The sequence below is a fragment of the Halostagnicola sp. A56 genome (assembly GCF_000691505.1).
GTDB lineage: Archaea > Halobacteriota > Halobacteria > Halobacteriales > Natrialbaceae > Halostagnicola.
Window position 1 is genome coordinate 86,155 of record NZ_JMIP02000017.1, and the last position, 15,958, is coordinate 102,112.

Here is a 15,958-nt window from a genome sequence, read left to right on the forward strand (position 1 = left end):
TCCGAGAACGGACCGCAGCGATCAGCGCGCGTAGAGCGTGGCCCCAACCAGCGACGGCTGATGGACGCCATCGTCGGGCGTCACCGCGTAGTACGGCCGGTCGACGGGACCGAACACGTCGACGACGCGACCAACCTCCGACAGGTTGTCGTCGAGGACAATCGTACCGATCGCGTCGTCGACGTCGTCGCGTTCTCCGAGTACGCCCGCAGATTCGTCGTCCGGTCTGAGGACGAGCAGTCCCTGTGCGATTCGGACGACCTGACCAACTCGCTGCATCACTCGCGCATGGCGACGACGTAGGCCGCCACGGCCTGTACCAGATCGTTCTTCGTCGAGTCCTCCGCGCCGCGGACGACGACTCGGCCCCGCTCGTCCCAGGGCGCTCTCGAGTATGACTTATCGCGCTCGACGATCGCGTCGTAGCCGATCTGCTGGACGGCCTTCGCGATTTCGTCGACCGTCGGCTCGTCGACGGCGAGATCCTCGGGAACCCGGCGTCCGTCGGCCCGGGAGCAAGTCGAATCGAGATAGGCGGGCCAAATGACGTTTTCGACCATGTCCATCCCTGCGAAGGCCGGCGAGTAAACCCTTTTCATCGGCTGTCGGCGGGCTGTGAATCGACCCGGTACAAATCAAAGATCAGTAGCGAGCCTCGAGCGCGAGGACGGTCGAACTCCCGATCGAGTTCTCAGCGTCGGCGGAGCGCGAACGCGCTCGCCGCGAGTATGGCCGCGACAGCGATCGGAACGCCGAATCCGGGAATCGGTTCGCCGGCAGTCGAGTCGTCGCCGTCGTCGCTCGAGTTACTGGCTTCGCCGGGGTCGTACACCCGTTGTTCCTCGTCGACTTCCGTCAGGTCCGCCTCGATTTCGGCGTAGGCGTCCGGGTAGACGTTCTGGACGATCTCTTCGATCGCGAAGACGACCCGCGGGGCGGGTTGGCTCATCGCGTTGTCGTCGACGGCCATCACGTTCCCCTCAGCGTAGGCCGTCGTGTTCTCAACCCCCGAAGTGAACGGATACTCGTCCTCCGAACCGGTGGGGTGTATGATCCAGTCGGGGTCTTCCGCAACGATCCGTTCCGGGTCGATTTCGCCCCACGATATTTCGAGACCGACTCGCTCGGCGATGTTCTCGACGCCGGCAGTGGTGAGCACCTCGTGCTGGAAGGAGTTCGTCCCGGTAGTATAGCCCTTGCGCATGTCGTAGAACGCGAGCGGTCGATCCTCGGCGTCGTCGGCCGTCGCGTTCTCGAGCAGGTCGATGCGTTCGTCCATCCACTCGACCGTCTGCACCGCGCCGTCGCACTCGCCGACCAGTTCGCCGGTGGTGAGGACGTTCTCCTGAACGTCCTCAATCGAGTTGCCTTCGCCGAAGACGTAGATGTCGAGTCCGGTCTCGCGAAGTTTCGCAATGTCCTCGTCGAGCGTTGCGTTCGCCACGAGGACGAGGTCGGGATCGAGCGCGACGAGTTGTTCGTAGCGGACCTCGTACTCCGCGTTCATAACGGCCGTTCTGTCCCCCATCTCGAGGTCGGCAGTCGCCGGCGTATCGGGCATTCCGGTCAGTCGATCCTCGGCACCGATTTCGAACATCGTCTGCGCGTCGCTCGGCTGGAGCGCGACGACAGACTCGGGCGCTTGCTCGAGCGAGATCGTCTCGCCCGTCGCGTCGGTAAACTCTGCGGGGAACTCACACTGCGCGTCTGTCGCACTGGTCGCCCCCAACCGCTCGTTCGGGTCGGCTTCCGCGGATACATCGGCCGCGGCCAGTGGCGCGAACCCCGAGGTAACGAGCGTAATGGTCAATAATACTGCCAGTTTCCGTTGCATTCGGCTGTGTATCCACGGTACTTCAACAAATATTTGGCTACTCCAACCGTGGTTGGTGTCGATGAAACGATCGGTCCGGACCGTGTCCTGGTCGGCCGGCTTGGGGAGTCTCCTCGTCGCGGTCGTCATCGTCAGCGCGGGACTCGGATCGGTCTGGATCGAACCGCAGATCGTCGCGAAGGCGATTCTCAACGCGATAGTCATTCCCGCGGGCGTCGAGATCGAACGCGCCGCCGTGCCGCTGGTCGGTGGGTCGATTCCGTTCCCTGACCCAACGTATGCGAGCGTCTTTTCGTTCGACATCGCGACGACGGACCAGGTCATCGTCGAAACGCTTCGCCTTCCCCGGATCGCGCTGGCCGCGACGGTCGGGTTCGCGCTTGCGGCCGCCGGAACCGTGATGCAGGGGTTCTTCCGGAACCCGCTGGCCGACCCCTCCATAATCGGCGTCTCCTCGGGAGCGGCCGCGGGCGCGGTCGCGGCGATCGCGTTTCCCGCGCTGATTCCGTTCGGCGGTCTGCACTTCGCCGCGTTCGTCGGCGCGCTCGGAACCGCCTTTCTGGTCTACGCGATCGCGACCGACGGCGGGCGGACCCCCGTCGCGACGCTGCTGCTGGCGGGGATCGCCGTGCAGGCGTTTCTCGGCGCGGCCATCTCCTACATGCTCGTCTACAGCGGCGACGACCTGCGGGAAGCGACCGTGTGGATGATGGGCCACCTCCAGAACAGTTCCTGGGGCGACGTCGGGTTCGCGCTGCCGGTCACGCTCGTCGGCGTCCTCATCCTCGGCGGCTTCACTCGAGAGATGAACGTCCTCCTGCTCGGCGAGGAGGACGCACAGCACCTCGGCGTCAACGTCGAGCGAACGAAGTTACTCTTGCTCGCGCTCGCGAGCATCGTCACGGCGGCGGGAGTCGCGGTCGCGGGCGTCATCGGCTTCGTCGGGTTGGTCGTCCCGCACATCATGCGACTGCTCGTCGGCCCCGATCACCGAATCTTGCTCCCAACGAGTACGCTCGCCGGCGGCTCCTTTCTCGTCGCAACGGATACGATCGCGCGACTGGACTCGGTGTCGCTGCCGCTCGGAATCGAATTCGGAATGCCCGTCGTCCCCGTCGGCATCGTCACCGCGGCGCTTGGCGCACCGTTTTTCCTGTTCTTGCTCACCCGACGCGAGGTGCATTCGGTATGACCGACAGTGAGGACGCCGCTTCCGGTCCGATCGCCGTCGAACGCGTCGATCTCTCGTTCGGCGACGTGAGCGTTCTCGAGAACGTCTCGCTCACCATCGAATCTGGCGAATTCGTCGGACTCGTCGGGCCGAACGGGGCCGGCAAAACGACGTTATTACGTGCGATAAGCGGCGCGCTCGAGCCCGATACCGGACGAGTCACGATCGACGACGTCGATATTCACGACGTGTCGTCCCGGGCCTCGAGTCGGCTCGTCTCCGTCGTCCCGCAGGACACGAGCCTCTCGTTTTCATTTTCCGTCCGCGATGTCGTCGAGATGGGGCGATATCCGCACCGGTCGCGGTTCTCGCCGCCGACGCAGGCGGATCGGGACGCGATCGATCGAGCCCTCGAGCGGACCCGAACCGAGGCGCTCGCGGATCGGCCGATCGACGAGATCAGCGGCGGACAGCGCCAGCGCGTCGTCCTCGCCAGAGCCGTCGCACAGGAAACGCCCGCGCTCTTGCTCGACGAACCGACGGGGAGTCTCGACATCAACCATCAGATCGAGACCCTCGAGTTGGTTCGGGAGCTGGTCGAGAGCGGCCGGGCGGTCTGTGCGGCCATCCACGATCTGGATCTGGCGGCGCGATACTGTGACCGACTGGTGATGCTCGCCGACGGCGGGGTTCGCCGAACGGGATCGCCGGCGGACGTGCTCTCCGCGGACACGCTCTCGGACGTGTTCGATTCGAACGCAGCCGTCACCGAGAATCCGGTTACCGGAACCGAGACGGTTACGGCGCTTCCCGCCACTGAGAGTTCCGCTCGTGACGACGGCGAAGCGGCCGGTTCCGAACCCTCGATTCCCCCTGAAACTCCCGATCGCGTCCACATCCTCGGCTCCGGGTCGGCGGCGACGGGCGTGCTCGCGCGGTTGCACAACGCGGGCGTTCGAACCTCTCTCGGCCCGATTCCGAGCGGGGATATCGCGGCGGAAACAGCGCGCCGGCTCGAGAGAGACCGAATCGAAGTGCCACCGTTCGATTCGGTCTCAGAGAGTGATATCGCGGCGTTCGAAGCGGCTGTGACCGCCAGCGACGCGGTGGTCCTCGCCGATGTCACGGTGAGTTCGGGGAACCAACTCCTTCTCGAGAAACTACCGGCCGGAACGCCGCTCGTCGTCGTCGAGACGCGGCCGTTCGAGGACCGACACTTCGCCGGCGACGAGGCGAGGCGACTGTATGATGAGTGTTGTTCGCGCGCACGCGAGGCGGATTCGGCGGGCGTCCTCGAGGCCGTTTCGTGGGCGGTCGCGAAACACGACGAGTCGATCGATCCTGAAAAAGAGGACACGGGGTCGACGAACTCGACGACCGGAACGGCCCGGACGAACTGAACGGTTTTTTACCCGTCGGACACCCAGTGACCGACAATGACTGAGGACGAGTACGACTACGAAGCACTCGGACTCGTCGCCGGACTCGAGATTCACCAGCAACTCGATACGGCGACGAAGCTGTTCTGTGAGTGCCCGACAGCGATTCGCGAACCCGAAGACACAACGCGTCAGTTCACCCGCTACCTCCATCCGACGCGCAGCGAACTCGGCGAACTCGACGACGCCGCCGTCGAGGAGAGCATGGTCGAACGCGAGTTTACCTACCTCGCCTACGACTCGACGTGTCTCGTCGAAGCCGACGACGAGCCCCCACATCGACTGGACGACGAGGCTCTCGAGACCACGCTCGAGGTGGCCCAGCTGATGGACATGAATCCGGTCGATCAGGCCCACGTCATGCGAAAGATCGTCGTCGACGGATCGAACACGTCGGGCTTCCAGCGCTCGACGCTGATCGCGACCGGCGGAGAGATCGAGACGAGCGACGGCGCGGTCGGAATCGAGGACCTCCTGCTCGAGGAAGAGAGCGCCCAGCGCGTCGAGGAGACGGACGACGGCGTCACCTACAGTCTCGATCGGCTCGGGATTCCGCTGGTCGAAATCGGCACCAGTCCGGACATTCGTTCGCCAGAGCAGGCGCTCGAGGCAGCGGAACGAATCGGGATGTTGCTCCGCTCGACGGGGAAAGTAAAGCGCGGACTCGGAACGATCCGCCAGGACGTCAACGTCTCCATCGAGGACGGTGCGCGCGTCGAGATCAAGGGCGTCCAGAGCCTCGACGACATCGACGACATCGTCCGCAACGAGGTCCGGCGACAGGCGAAGCTCGTCGAAATTGTCGACGAACTCGACGAGCGGGATGCGGACGTTGGCGAGACACAGACCGTGACGGAGGTCTTCGAAGGGACGGACAGCGGCGTGATCGGCGGCGCGCTTTCGGCCGGCGGATCGGTAACTGCCGTTCCGCTGTACGGATTCGACGGTATCGTCGGACGCGAAATCGCGCCCGATCGCCGGCTCGGAACCGAATTCTCGGATCACGCCAAACGCCACGGGGCGGGCGGGATCTTCCACACCGACGAGCTCCCGGCCTACGGCGTGACCGAAGCGGAAATCGAGTCGCTTCGGGATGCGGTCGGCGCCGGAGAGAACGATGCCGTCGCCATCGTCGCCGCCGAGACGGCCGTCGCGGAATCGGCCATCGAGGCCGTCGCGGACCGCGCTCGGACCGCACTCGAGGGCGTCCCCGAGGAGACTCGCGGGGCGAACGACGACGGGACGACCCGGTACCTCCGTCCGCTGCCCGGCGCCGCGCGGATGTACCCCGAAACTGACGTTCCGCCGGTCGAACCTGACCCGAGCGACGTCCCCGAGCCAGAGCTCCTGACCGAGAAAGTCGAACGCTACCAAGAGGAGTACGGCCTCGGCGAGGGGCTGGCCGAGCAGGTCGCCTACGGAACCCACATGCCCTTCTTCGAAGAAGTGGTGGCAGACGGCGTTTCCGCGAGTGACGCGAGCGGCGGCTCGTCGGACTCGTCCGATGGCATCGATCCGACGCTGGCCGCGACGACCCTCGAGTCGACGCTGACCGAACTCAGACGCGACGACGTGCCGGTCGATCAGTTGACCGACGATCATCTCGAGGGCGTACTCGAGATGGCCGAGAGTGGGGAGCTACCGAACGAGGGGATCCCGGATCTGCTCTCGGTGCTCGCGAAAGAGCCCGACCAGTCGCCGGCGGCTGCCGCAGAGGACGCGGGACTCGGATCCGCCGGCGAGGACGAGGTTCGGGAAACGATCGTCGAAGTCGTCGAGCGAAACGAGGATCAGGTCGAACAAGAGGGTATGCAGGCCTTCTCCGGATTGATGGGCGAGTGTATGGGCGCGCTCCGCGGAAAGGCGGACGGCGACCTCGTGAGCGAACTGCTCCGCGAAGAAATTCAGAAGCGAGCCTGATCGGGCTCTACCCGGTAACGGGTCTGAACGATCGTGCTCGTTATCGATCCGAACGCTCGTCCGATTCCTGCAGGTCGGGCCGCTCGGTCGCCCGTCGCAGCAATCCGAGAAACGTGTTGACTTCTCCTTCCGTCGGATCGGCTCTGCCGTACACGCGGCGGATCATCCGCATCGTCTTCTCGCGTTTCTCCTCGGGATGGTTTAGTTCGGCGAGCAGGTCGCCCCACTGATCGTAGAGTCGCTCGAGCAGCGGTTCCGGTGCGCGAACGCGCGTTTTGTCCGGGAGTTGCGTGTCGCCATCGGCGAGCGCGAGCGAGCGGAGTTCGTAGAGCGTGATCGTCGCCGCCTGTCCGAGGTTGAGCGCAGGGTACTCGGCGCTCGCGGGGATCGAACATATCTCGTCGATTCGGCTCAGCTCCTCGTTCGTGAGGCCGACGCGTTCGCGACCGAAGACGAGAACCGTGGGGGCGTCGACGGTGGGCAACCGTTCGGCGAGTTCGGCGGGCGTCGAGTACGGAAACCGAACGTGGTGTTCGTCGTCCTCGTTCGTGACGGCCGTACACCCGATCGTGTGGTAGTTCTCCACAAGATCGTCGAACGAGAGCTCAGTTGCGTTGGGCAAGATGTCGTCTCGAGCGTGTCCAGCGAACCCGTACGCTTCGCCGTCCGGATCGAGTTCCGGCGGATCGACCAGCAGTAAGTCCTCGAAACCGAAGTTCTTCATCGCTCGAGCGATGGTGCCCACGTTCCCCGGTGTCTCAGCGTCGACGACGGCGACGGCAGGCGGATCCCGCGTGTCCATGTACTCGGCTATTCGTGGACAGGGAAAAGAAGTCTGTTCGGAGCGAAGATCGAAGTGGGAATAATCGAAGTAGAGAGTTGCTAACATACATACTACTACTAACTGTTGTCAACTACCTAGGCTAGTCTAGGTAAACTAGCCTAGTAAACAGCACTAGAGCGTGCGGTGTGCAATCCAGCGGAGCTGTGCAACGTATCGGAATGAGTTGATGGGAGATACTGTTCTACGGATGGAACTATTCTAGAGATATTGGTCCGTTTTGCCTTTGAGGCATCAATTTGTGAGCCGTTCTGTTCTGTGTGGCTGTTTTGTGTGACTACTTTGAGGGGGGACACACCTGCATCGCGTTTGTAACGGCGAATGTGTGTGGGGGTTCTGTTTTGGAACACACCTCTGTCGCGGATGTAAATATGTCTATAGAATGAGGGTAAAGCGCCAGATTCGGGGGGTCTCTACTACCCCCACCCCCACATTTGGCGTTACAAACGCGACGGGGGTGTGTGTCCCCTCGTTGCACAATCTCGAGTCCAGCTATCGCTCGAGTGGCTGTCTCACCTGCTCGAGCGTTGATTTTCCCGTTCATCGCTTTAGTTTGGGACCAGTTGGCATTGTCACGTTGTTACCACGGTGGTCAATCTCGAAGCTCTCTCGAATACTCACCTGTGTTCTCGCCCTTCCGTTCTCGCATCCATCCATCAACACAGTTACACGCGCGACACTGGTGTGGGGGTGTCGATGGAGACAACCTACGGCACGACACGGAGAGACATAGAAACGCGATAGAAGCAACTCTCCCGAGATGGCCTAATTATCTACATTTGGGACCTAACGAAGGGTTGCATATAACATTTACACACGCGAGGCAACCCTATGGGTTTATCTTATCCCAATTAGTATTCCCGCAGTATTGGAATGTCCTCCAACGATGACCGGGACCCGCTCTTTCGCTACGACGATCCGATCTTCGCCGACGAGCGTTTGCTTGAGATCACGCACCTTCCGGGACCTGATCGGATCGTCGGACGAGACGAGCAGATGCAGCGGGTCGCCGACGCACTCAATCCGGCGGTGTTCGGGAGCGAGCCAAACCACCTGTTTATCTTCGGGAAGACGGGTACCGGGAAATCGCTCATCTCGCGATCCGTCACCCAGCGAGTGATTACCGAGGCCGAACGCGACGGCGTCACGGTCAAGTACGCCTTCATCGACTGTGGCGAGCAAAACACCGAAGCGTCGGTCGTCAAAACGATCGCCCAGATCATCAACGAGCCCGATAACAGCGGTATCACGGTTCCAGACCGCGGGCTCGGAACCGGGGACTACTACAAGCGACTCTGGCAGACGATCGATCACTGTACCGACGTAACGATCGTTATCCTCGACGAAATCGATATGCTTGAGGACGACGAGATCCTCCGAAAGCTCTCGCGGGCCGGCGAAAACCGACGAATTTCGGACGCGGCGATCGGGATTGTCGGCATCTCGAACAAGATCGATTTCCCCGATCACCTCTCCGAGCGGGTCAAGTCCAGTCTCTCGCGAGACGAACTCGTCTTTTCGCCCTACGATGCGAACCAACTGATTGAGATCCTCGAGAAACGTCAGGACGCCTTCCACGACAGCGTGCTCGAGGACGACGTGATTCCGCTGACCTCCGCGCTCGCGGCCCAGGAACACGGCGACGCGCGAAAGGCGATCGACATTCTTCGAAACGCGGGTCGGCTCGCGAAGAAACAAAACGACGCGCGGGTCACCGCCGAAAACGTCCGCGAGGCGAAAGAGAAGACCGAAGCCGACCGGTTCAACGAACTGATCGAAGGGTCACCCCAGCAGGCGAAAGCGATCCTGTACGCGCTGACGGTATTGACCCAGAACAGTTCCCAGAAGGAGTTCCCGACGAAGATAATCTACAACCAGTACAAGGAACTGGCGCGACGCCTCGATTTCGACATCCTCTCGGAACGACGCGTCCAGGAAATCCTGCAGGAACAGAACTTCCTCAACGTGATCCAGTCCGAGCGAACCGGCCGCGGCCGCGGTCGCGGCGCGCACGCGAAACACCGACTGCTCGAGAATCCGTCGATCGTCGAGAAGGTGCTCCTGCGAGATTCCCGGCTTGCACTGCTCGACGAAAACGCGGATACCGAGACACAGGAGACGCCCTCCGGGAGGTAACCCCTCCGAACGATTCCGGTCAGCGACGCTCTTCGGAGGATTCTCATTTCGGAGGAGCAATATTCCACAGAAGTCCCACGCCTGGCCGCTCGGCGATACCGTTCGGACCGAATCGGCCGGTACCGCGATACCTTTTTGTCTTCCGTCCTCACTGTAGGTATGAACAGCGTCGACGCCGTTGGAGTGGGTATCGGCGACGAGCACCCAACGCGGATCATGGGCGTTCTGAACGTCAGCGAGGAATCGCCCTACGATCCGAGCGTGTACGACGATCCGGTCGAAGCGGCCGCCTACGTCGACGAGGCGTTGATCGACGAAGGAGCAGACATCGTCGATATCGGTCTCGAGTCGGCGAACAAACGGTTCGACGTCCTCACGGCCGAGGAGGAACTCGAGCGGCTTCACGTCGCCCTCGAGACGATCGACAACGTCGCCGGCGACGCGGTGTTTTCGATCGAAACGCGGTACGCAGCCGTCGCGGACGAGGCGCTCTCTCGAGGGTTCGACATGGTAAACGACATCTGCGGGTTCGCCGATCCGAAGATGCCGACCGTCTGTCGAGAGCACGACGCCGCCGTGGTCAAGATGGCCAGTCCGCCCGACTTACAGCGGCCGGGCGCGGTCGAGGAAACTGACTGGTCGAGTCGTCGATCCACGGCGTGGGCGGACTCCGCAGACTACGTCGACATGATCTACGAGGCGCTCAAACAGAACGGTTTCACGGACAAGACGATCGTCGATCCGGCGTTCGGCGGCTGGAGCGAGGCCAAGACGGTCGAACACGATCAGGAGACGTTCCGCCGGCTGTCGGAGTTTCGCGCGCTCGAGCGGCCGATGCTGATCTCGATCAATCGGAAGAACTTCCTCGGAGAGATCGCAGGTCGCGACACTGCGGATCGACTCCCGGCGAGTCTCGCGGCGACCGCGATGGCTATCGAGCGCGGCGCGGATATCGTTCGAACCCACGACGTGGCCGAAACCCGCGACGCTGCGCGAATCGGATCGGCGTTCGCCGATCGACCAACTCGAGACGGTGGTGGTCCATCGGCCGAGTCAGACTGACGGACGATCACGGACGACAGACGGACACACGATCCACGAACGACAGACGGACACACGATCACGGACGATAAACTAACGCACCGGCCCACGATCCCGCGTCGATCCGTACTCCCCTCACCACGAATTATAGTTCGTTACGTTCAGGCGTTCTGCGCTATGAAAACGACAGTATCGTGTCGGAAAATGTCGTCTTCGAGTCACCATGGCGGTAAGAGAAAGCTTATGCCGGAGGATTCGAAAGAGGGGAGTGGACGCCGGGCGGCCTCCCGGGTAGGGGTACTTAGGAGGCGACCCCCGGCCCACAACACGGAATTATTGTGGTCCTACGCTCCGAAGTGGCAACTGTAACCAGTGACGGCCGCGTCTCGAACCGATCACACTGGAAACGCTCGTCACTCAGTACCCTATGGAATACAACGAATTCGAACCCATTTACGAGGCGATTCTGGCGGATTTCGGTTTCGACCGAACGGCCGACGAACGCGCACGAGAGACGCTCGCGGCGCGAACCGATCCGTTCGATCTCGGGAAACTCGGCGTGGTTCGCGACGCGACGGTTGCGATCGCGGGCGCGGGGCCGTCCCTCGAGTCGCGGGCGGCTCTCGAGCGCGCACGAGCGTGCGACATCGTATTCGGTGCATCGACCGCCGTCGACGTTCTCGAAGCGCACGATATCGCCGTCGACTGCATGGTGACCGATCTCGATAAGAACCCGGAGACGGTCGTTCGGTTGACCGAGCGCGGGACGCCGGTCGCCGTTCACGCACACGGGGACAATATTCCGGCGGTACGCGAGGTCGTTCCGCGGTGTCGACTCGAGTACGTGTTACCGACGACTCAGGCCAAACCGTCCGGCCACGTTCGCAATTTTGGCGGCTTCACGGACGGGGATCGAGCGGCGTTTCTCGCCGATGCGCTCGGCGCTCACAGCCTCGAGTTCGTCGGCTGGGATTTCGACGATCCGTCAGTCGACCCGATGAAAGCCAAAAAACTCCACTGGGCGATTGCTCTCCTCGTAGCGCTCGAGCAGCGCCGAAACGAGCGTTTTTCCGTTCTCGACGGACACCGAGAGTCAATTGACACGAGCGCGGTTGGTCTCGAATGACGATGTCGTTGTCGAAGTAGCGTACTAGTCCGCCGAGGTGCGTACGGACCGATCGCCGCTCAAAAGAGCGCGTCGATCTCTCCGCCGGTATCCATCAGCGACGAGAACTGTTCCTGGCTCTGTGCCTGGACGTCCGCGGTACGATTTTTCGCGTCGATCGCGACCTGCTGGAGCGTCTCGATCCGCGGCACCGACGTCACGCCGGTGAGCAATACGATCGAGCCGACCTCGCGTTCGCCGACGAGCGGGTAATCGCCGCCGCGGATTTCCATGCTACCGGTCTCCTCCTCGAGCCACGTGCGTCCGCGTTCGATTCCCTTTCGATTGAGGTGGGCGGGTGGACCGGTCGCGACCGCGAGTCCGCGTTCGGCACTCGCGATATCACAGGGGAGCGTCAGGCGGCCGAGTGCTGCCTTGCGAATCAGACTCGTCATCCGGCTCGTCGCCGACAGTTCGTCGGGCGAATCCCCATCCCGGAACCTGGAGATGAGCCCGTCGTTTGCGTTCTCGACGGTCTCTCGAGCGTAGCCGACGGTCGAGACGCCGCCGCCAGACAGCGTGTTGATGATCTCCGAGGAGTCGACCACGCTCTCGGCAACGTGGTCGCCCTCCTCTACCTCTCCTGCGGCGAAGAGCAGTCCGAACCGCTCTGCGATTTCGCGGTTTATCTCTCCGTAGCCGGTGCGAACCGATTCGCCGGTCTGTCGCCAGGCGTCGTTGTCGAAGACGAGCAAGTTGTCGACCTCGCGAACGAACGTCTGGAACGACCGGGCGGCATTGAGCGTGTAGATCCCGCCCTCGTCGGTCGCCGGGAGGATCCCCAGTCCGTACACGGGTTCGGAGTAAATCCGTTTGAGGTGCTTCGCGAGGACAGGCGCACCGCCCGAACCGGTGCCGCCGCCCATCCCCGCGACGATCAGAAACGCGTCGATTTCGTGAACCGGAACTCGGTCGACGGCGCCCTGTATCTCGTCGATGTCCTCTTCGGTGACCGTCGCTCCGAGTTCGTTGTCCGCGCCGACGCCGTGTCCTTTGACCCGCGTCTGCCCGATGAGGACTCGATGCTCCGTCGGAATCTCCTCGAGTCCGTGTAGGTCCGCGGTCGCGGAGTTGACTGCGATCGCCGATTCGACGAAGTTCCCGTCGATCGTCCGCTCGTACGACAGGAACTCGTCGACAACTTTCCCGCCTGCCTGTCCGAAGCCGATGAGTGCGAGTTTCATATTGCGATTGTGGCCGTTCTTCGCGCTCGATCGGACACGCTCCGATCGGGCCGAGACCGGTTTCCACGCTCGAGAGATCCGGAATCTCGAGTATTGTTATGGGCAACATACGATCGATGAAAAGACAGTCAATCGATCAATACTCTCATCGATTCGTGAACGTACCGAGGCCAAACCACCCCTCGATCGGAGACGAATCGCGACCGAATCGACAACGTACCCGGCGATACGTGTGACAGAATTGACCTCTCTACCGGGGATACAACGTCGTATTCGCGCGAAAACAACCAGCAAACTTATACCTTGTCAAAAGTTAGCATAGGGTATGGTCTATCCGACAGACACTTCCCCGGTCGGTCGGCAGCTTCCCCCGAGCCAAGCCATCATCGAAGCCGTCGCAAACGCCGAGGGCATCGATGTGATCGATTTGCGACCGCCCGCCTACGAACCGCTTTACTCCGTGGTCGACCCCGAAGCGCTCGACCTCTTGTTCGCCCACCCGACGGACACCAGCGACTCCGAAACGCGCGTCTCGTTCGTCTACGAGGGATACGACATCGTCGTCTACGGCGACGGTCAGGTCAGCGTTTCGGAGACGACCTCCTCTAACGGGACGGTTAATTCGGTCGGAAACTGACGCTGATCGACATCCTCTGTCTCCCCGTGCCGATACGCGGCTTGCTGAACTTCTATCACACGCCGACTAACCCGGGCCTTCGGATGGATTTCTCAGTTCGAAAGCGACACCGTGCGTTCCTGATCGCTCGAGCGATAGATCGCGTCGACGATCCGCTGGACTACGAGCGCCTCGTCGACGCTGTTCTCGCGATCGTCGCCGGTCGCGATCGCGTCGAAGAACGCGACCTGTTCGTCGGTGTGGGTGTCGTTTTGCCGCGTCGTTATCGACGTGTCTTCGAGGTGGTCCGGACCGGTCGAACTCGCGGCGTGGAACGTCAATTCGTTCTCGAGCAGATCGAATCTGGCGGCCGCGTCGGTCCCTCGAACGACGAACTCGTGGTTTTCGGGTCGATTCGTCGCCCAGGCGACCTCCAGCGAGATCGACCGATTCGAGAGACAGCGTACGAACGCGCTCGCGGAGTCGTCGACGTCGAACTCGTTCGACCCGGAACCGGTCCCCCACATATCGAGGTAGGCGTACTCGTCGCGAGAGCCAAACTCGCCGCGAGAGACGCCAGTTACTTCGGCAACCGGGGGGTGCTCGAGGAGGTACATCGAGAGGTCGATCGCGTGTACGCCCAGATCGATGAGCGCGCCGCCGCCCGCGATCGAGCGCCGGGTGAACCACGATCCTCGACCCGGAATGCCTCGCCTGCGAACGTAGTTCGCCTCGACGTGCGTGACGGTTCCCAACTCGCCGCGATCGATCCGGTTTTTCACGATCTGGACGGTGTTTGCAAAGCGATTGTTGAACCCCACCATCGAGACGCCCGCGGAGCCGGCCGCTGCCGCGGCGATTCGCTCGGCACTGGCGAGCGTGTGGGCGAGTGGCTTCTCGAGCAGAACGTGAAGGTCCGCCTCCAGGGCCGCGACTGCGTACTGTTCGTGAAACTTGTTCGGCGTCGTGATGATGACGGCGTCTGCCTCCTCGTAGAGGGCTTCGTAGTTATCGTACACGTCCACACCGTAGCGACCCTCGAAGCGCTCTCTGGCTTCCGGGGAGACGTCCATCCCGCCGATCAGCGGAACCTCGAGCTCGAGCAATCGCTCGGCGTGGTACTGGCCGATGTTTCCGAGTCCGACGATTCCGGTTTTGATGTCGCTTCGATCGGGAGTCATGTGGACGGATCAGCCCTGTTCGGGTGCGTCTCGAGCGTGCCGACGATTGCGTACGCACCGATTGGCCGACGGTACCGAACGTAGTACCTCTGTGGTCTTTGGTCCATCGCCGATTTTCATCGAAAGACCATCGAGGGTTTGGACCGAACGAACAGTAACGATCTGTGCCGGACGAATTTCGGGGATCGCCGGTGAAAAAGCACGCGGTCGTCCGAACCCCATCGGTGTAGAAATACGGTCTATCACCCGTCTGCCTCGGTCATCGTTCCCCCTTCGGCCGCCCCGTCGGCTTCGGGGATTCCGTGTGTGAGTGCCGTTCCCGTTTCAGTATCGAACAGGTGGATTCTCGCGGCGTCGAAGACGACCTCGACCTGCTGGTCGTCCGTGATCTGCGTGTCGGCGGGTAGACTCATCAGTAACTGGTCCGGCGACGATGCTGGATCTCGGTCCATACCGCGGTCGACGGTATCCGAGAGCAACAGGTAAACGAACACTTCGTCACCCATCGGTTCGATGACGTCGGTCCGGGCCGAGATCGCCTCGGTCGGTCTGGAAACGGCATCCGAACTCGCGGAGAGGTGGACGTCTTCCGGACGGACTCCGAATGTCACCTCGCGGCCGACGGCCACATCGGGTACTCGAGACGAATCGAACGCGACGTGAAAATTCGGCGTTTCGAGGCCGTCTTCGACGAGTTCGCCCTCGACGAAGTTCATCGAGGGCGAGCCGATGAAACCGGCGACGAACAGGTTGTCCGGTTCGTTATAACAGCTCAAGGGCGGATCGACCTGCTGGAGTCGCCCGGCGTCGAGGACCGCGATCCGGTCGGCCATCGTCATCGCCTCCGCCTGATCGTGCGTGACGTAGATGACCGTCGTCTGTAACTCGCGGTGGAGTCGCTGGAGTTCGGTTCGCATGTGGACCCGAAGCTTCGCGTCGAGGTTGGCAAGCGGCTCGTCCATCAGAAACACGCCCGGATTCCGCACGATGGCACGAGCGATGGCGACCCGCTGGCGCTGACCGCCCGATAGCTCGTTGGGCATCCGTTCTTCCATACCAGTTAGTTGGACGATGTCCGCAGCCTGCGAGACGCGCCGTTCGATCTCCTCGTCGTCGTAGGTTCTGAGACGAAGCCCGAAGGAGATGTTCTCGAAGACGTTCATGTGGGGAAACAGCGCGATGTTCTGAAACACCATTGCGACGCCCCTGTCTTTCGGCGCGAGGTTCGTGACCTCGCGCTCGCCGATGTAGATCGAGCCGTCGGTCGGTTTCGTCAGGCCGGCGACGGTCTCCATCGTCGTCGATTTCCCACAGCCCGACGGGCCGACGAGACAGAGAAACTCCCCGTCCTCGATGTCGAGCGAGATCTCGTCTACTGCGGTGATGTCTTCGTACCGTTTCGTGACGTTATCGAGTCGTACTCGTGCCAT

General features: G+C 62.2%; 13 protein-coding genes and 1 pseudogene. 7 read left to right on the forward strand and 7 right to left on the reverse strand.

The window, feature by feature from the left end:
• Positions 1 to 21: 21 nt before the first annotated feature.
• From EL22_RS07595 to EL22_RS07605, 3 genes are all read right to left on the reverse strand, one after another.
• Positions 22 to 279: an H/ACA ribonucleoprotein complex subunit GAR1 gene (locus EL22_RS07595; protein WP_050050936.1), complete on the reverse strand. Its 258-nt coding sequence runs from the start codon at positions 277 to 279 to the stop codon at positions 22 to 24.
• Positions 279 to 560, reverse strand: a complete 282-nt coding sequence (srp19, locus tag EL22_RS07600; protein ID WP_050051255.1) for a signal recognition particle subunit SRP19 — start codon at positions 558 to 560, stop codon at positions 279 to 281. The genes EL22_RS07595 and srp19 overlap by 1 nt, the downstream gene beginning before the upstream one ends.
• Positions 561 to 691: 131 nt before the next feature.
• Positions 692 to 1,834, reverse strand: coding sequence for a PGF-CTERM-anchored ABC transporter substrate-binding protein (locus EL22_RS07605; protein WP_050050937.1), 1,143 nt, complete (start codon positions 1,832 to 1,834; stop codon positions 692 to 694).
• 61 nt (positions 1,835 to 1,895) lie between these two features.
• On the opposite strand from EL22_RS07605, the gene btuC reads away from it, so the two are divergent.
• The 3 genes from btuC to gatE are packed head-to-tail and all read left to right on the forward strand — an operon-like array spanning position 1,896 to position 6,364.
• Entirely contained in the window at positions 1,896 to 3,026 is a 1,131-nt protein-coding gene (gene btuC, locus EL22_RS07610) for a vitamin B12 ABC transporter permease BtuC (protein ID WP_050050938.1), read from the forward strand.
• Positions 3,023 to 4,405: a heme ABC transporter ATP-binding protein gene (locus EL22_RS07615; RefSeq protein WP_050050939.1), complete on the forward strand. Its 1,383-nt coding sequence runs from the start codon at positions 3,023 to 3,025 to the stop codon at positions 4,403 to 4,405. The genes btuC and EL22_RS07615 overlap by 4 nt, the downstream gene beginning before the upstream one ends.
• 36 nt (positions 4,406 to 4,441) lie before the next feature.
• Positions 4,442 to 6,364: a Glu-tRNA(Gln) amidotransferase subunit GatE gene (gene gatE / locus EL22_RS07620; RefSeq protein ID WP_050050940.1), complete on the forward strand. Its 1,923-nt coding sequence runs from the start codon at positions 4,442 to 4,444 to the stop codon at positions 6,362 to 6,364.
• Between the two features lie 40 nt (positions 6,365 to 6,404).
• On the opposite strand, the gene EL22_RS07625 is transcribed toward gatE, so the two are convergent.
• Entirely contained in the window at positions 6,405 to 7,166 is a 762-nt protein-coding gene (locus EL22_RS07625; protein ID WP_050050941.1) for an RNA methyltransferase, read from the reverse strand.
• Positions 7,167 to 8,078: 912 nt separating this feature from the next.
• Here EL22_RS07625 and EL22_RS07630 point away from each other — a divergent pair.
• From EL22_RS07630 to EL22_RS07640, 3 genes and pseudogenes are all read left to right on the forward strand, one after another.
• A complete protein-coding gene (locus EL22_RS07630; RefSeq protein WP_050050942.1) occupies positions 8,079 to 9,341 on the forward strand; it encodes a Cdc6/Cdc18 family protein in 1,263 nt (420 codons plus the stop codon).
• Between the two features lie 159 nt (positions 9,342 to 9,500).
• A pseudogene (folP, locus tag EL22_RS07635) lies at positions 9,501 to 10,379 on the forward strand (dihydropteroate synthase); the annotation flags it as partial.
• A 430-nt stretch (positions 10,380 to 10,809) separates the two neighbouring features.
• Complete coding sequence (locus tag EL22_RS07640; protein WP_050050944.1) at positions 10,810 to 11,508, forward strand: 6-hydroxymethylpterin diphosphokinase MptE-like protein; 699 nt, start codon at positions 10,810 to 10,812, stop codon at positions 11,506 to 11,508.
• Positions 11,509 to 11,567: 59 nt separating this feature from the next.
• Here the strand turns inward: EL22_RS07640 and EL22_RS07645 are convergent, their stop codons facing one another.
• On the reverse strand, positions 11,568 to 12,731 hold the full coding sequence (locus tag EL22_RS07645; RefSeq protein ID WP_050050945.1) for a tubulin/FtsZ family protein: 1,164 nt from the start codon (positions 12,729 to 12,731) through the stop codon (positions 11,568 to 11,570).
• 325 nt (positions 12,732 to 13,056) lie between these two features.
• On the opposite strand from EL22_RS07645, the gene EL22_RS07650 reads away from it, so the two are divergent.
• Complete coding sequence (locus EL22_RS07650) at positions 13,057 to 13,368, forward strand: HalOD1 output domain-containing protein (RefSeq protein ID WP_050050946.1); 312 nt, start codon at positions 13,057 to 13,059, stop codon at positions 13,366 to 13,368.
• Between the two features lie 92 nt (positions 13,369 to 13,460).
• On the opposite strand, the gene EL22_RS07655 is transcribed toward EL22_RS07650, so the two are convergent.
• Complete coding sequence (locus EL22_RS07655; RefSeq protein ID WP_050050947.1) at positions 13,461 to 14,528, reverse strand: Gfo/Idh/MocA family protein; 1,068 nt, start codon at positions 14,526 to 14,528, stop codon at positions 13,461 to 13,463.
• Positions 14,529 to 14,770: 242 nt separating this feature from the next.
• Complete coding sequence (locus EL22_RS07660) at positions 14,771 to 15,958, reverse strand: ABC transporter ATP-binding protein (RefSeq protein WP_050050948.1); 1,188 nt, start codon at positions 15,956 to 15,958, stop codon at positions 14,771 to 14,773.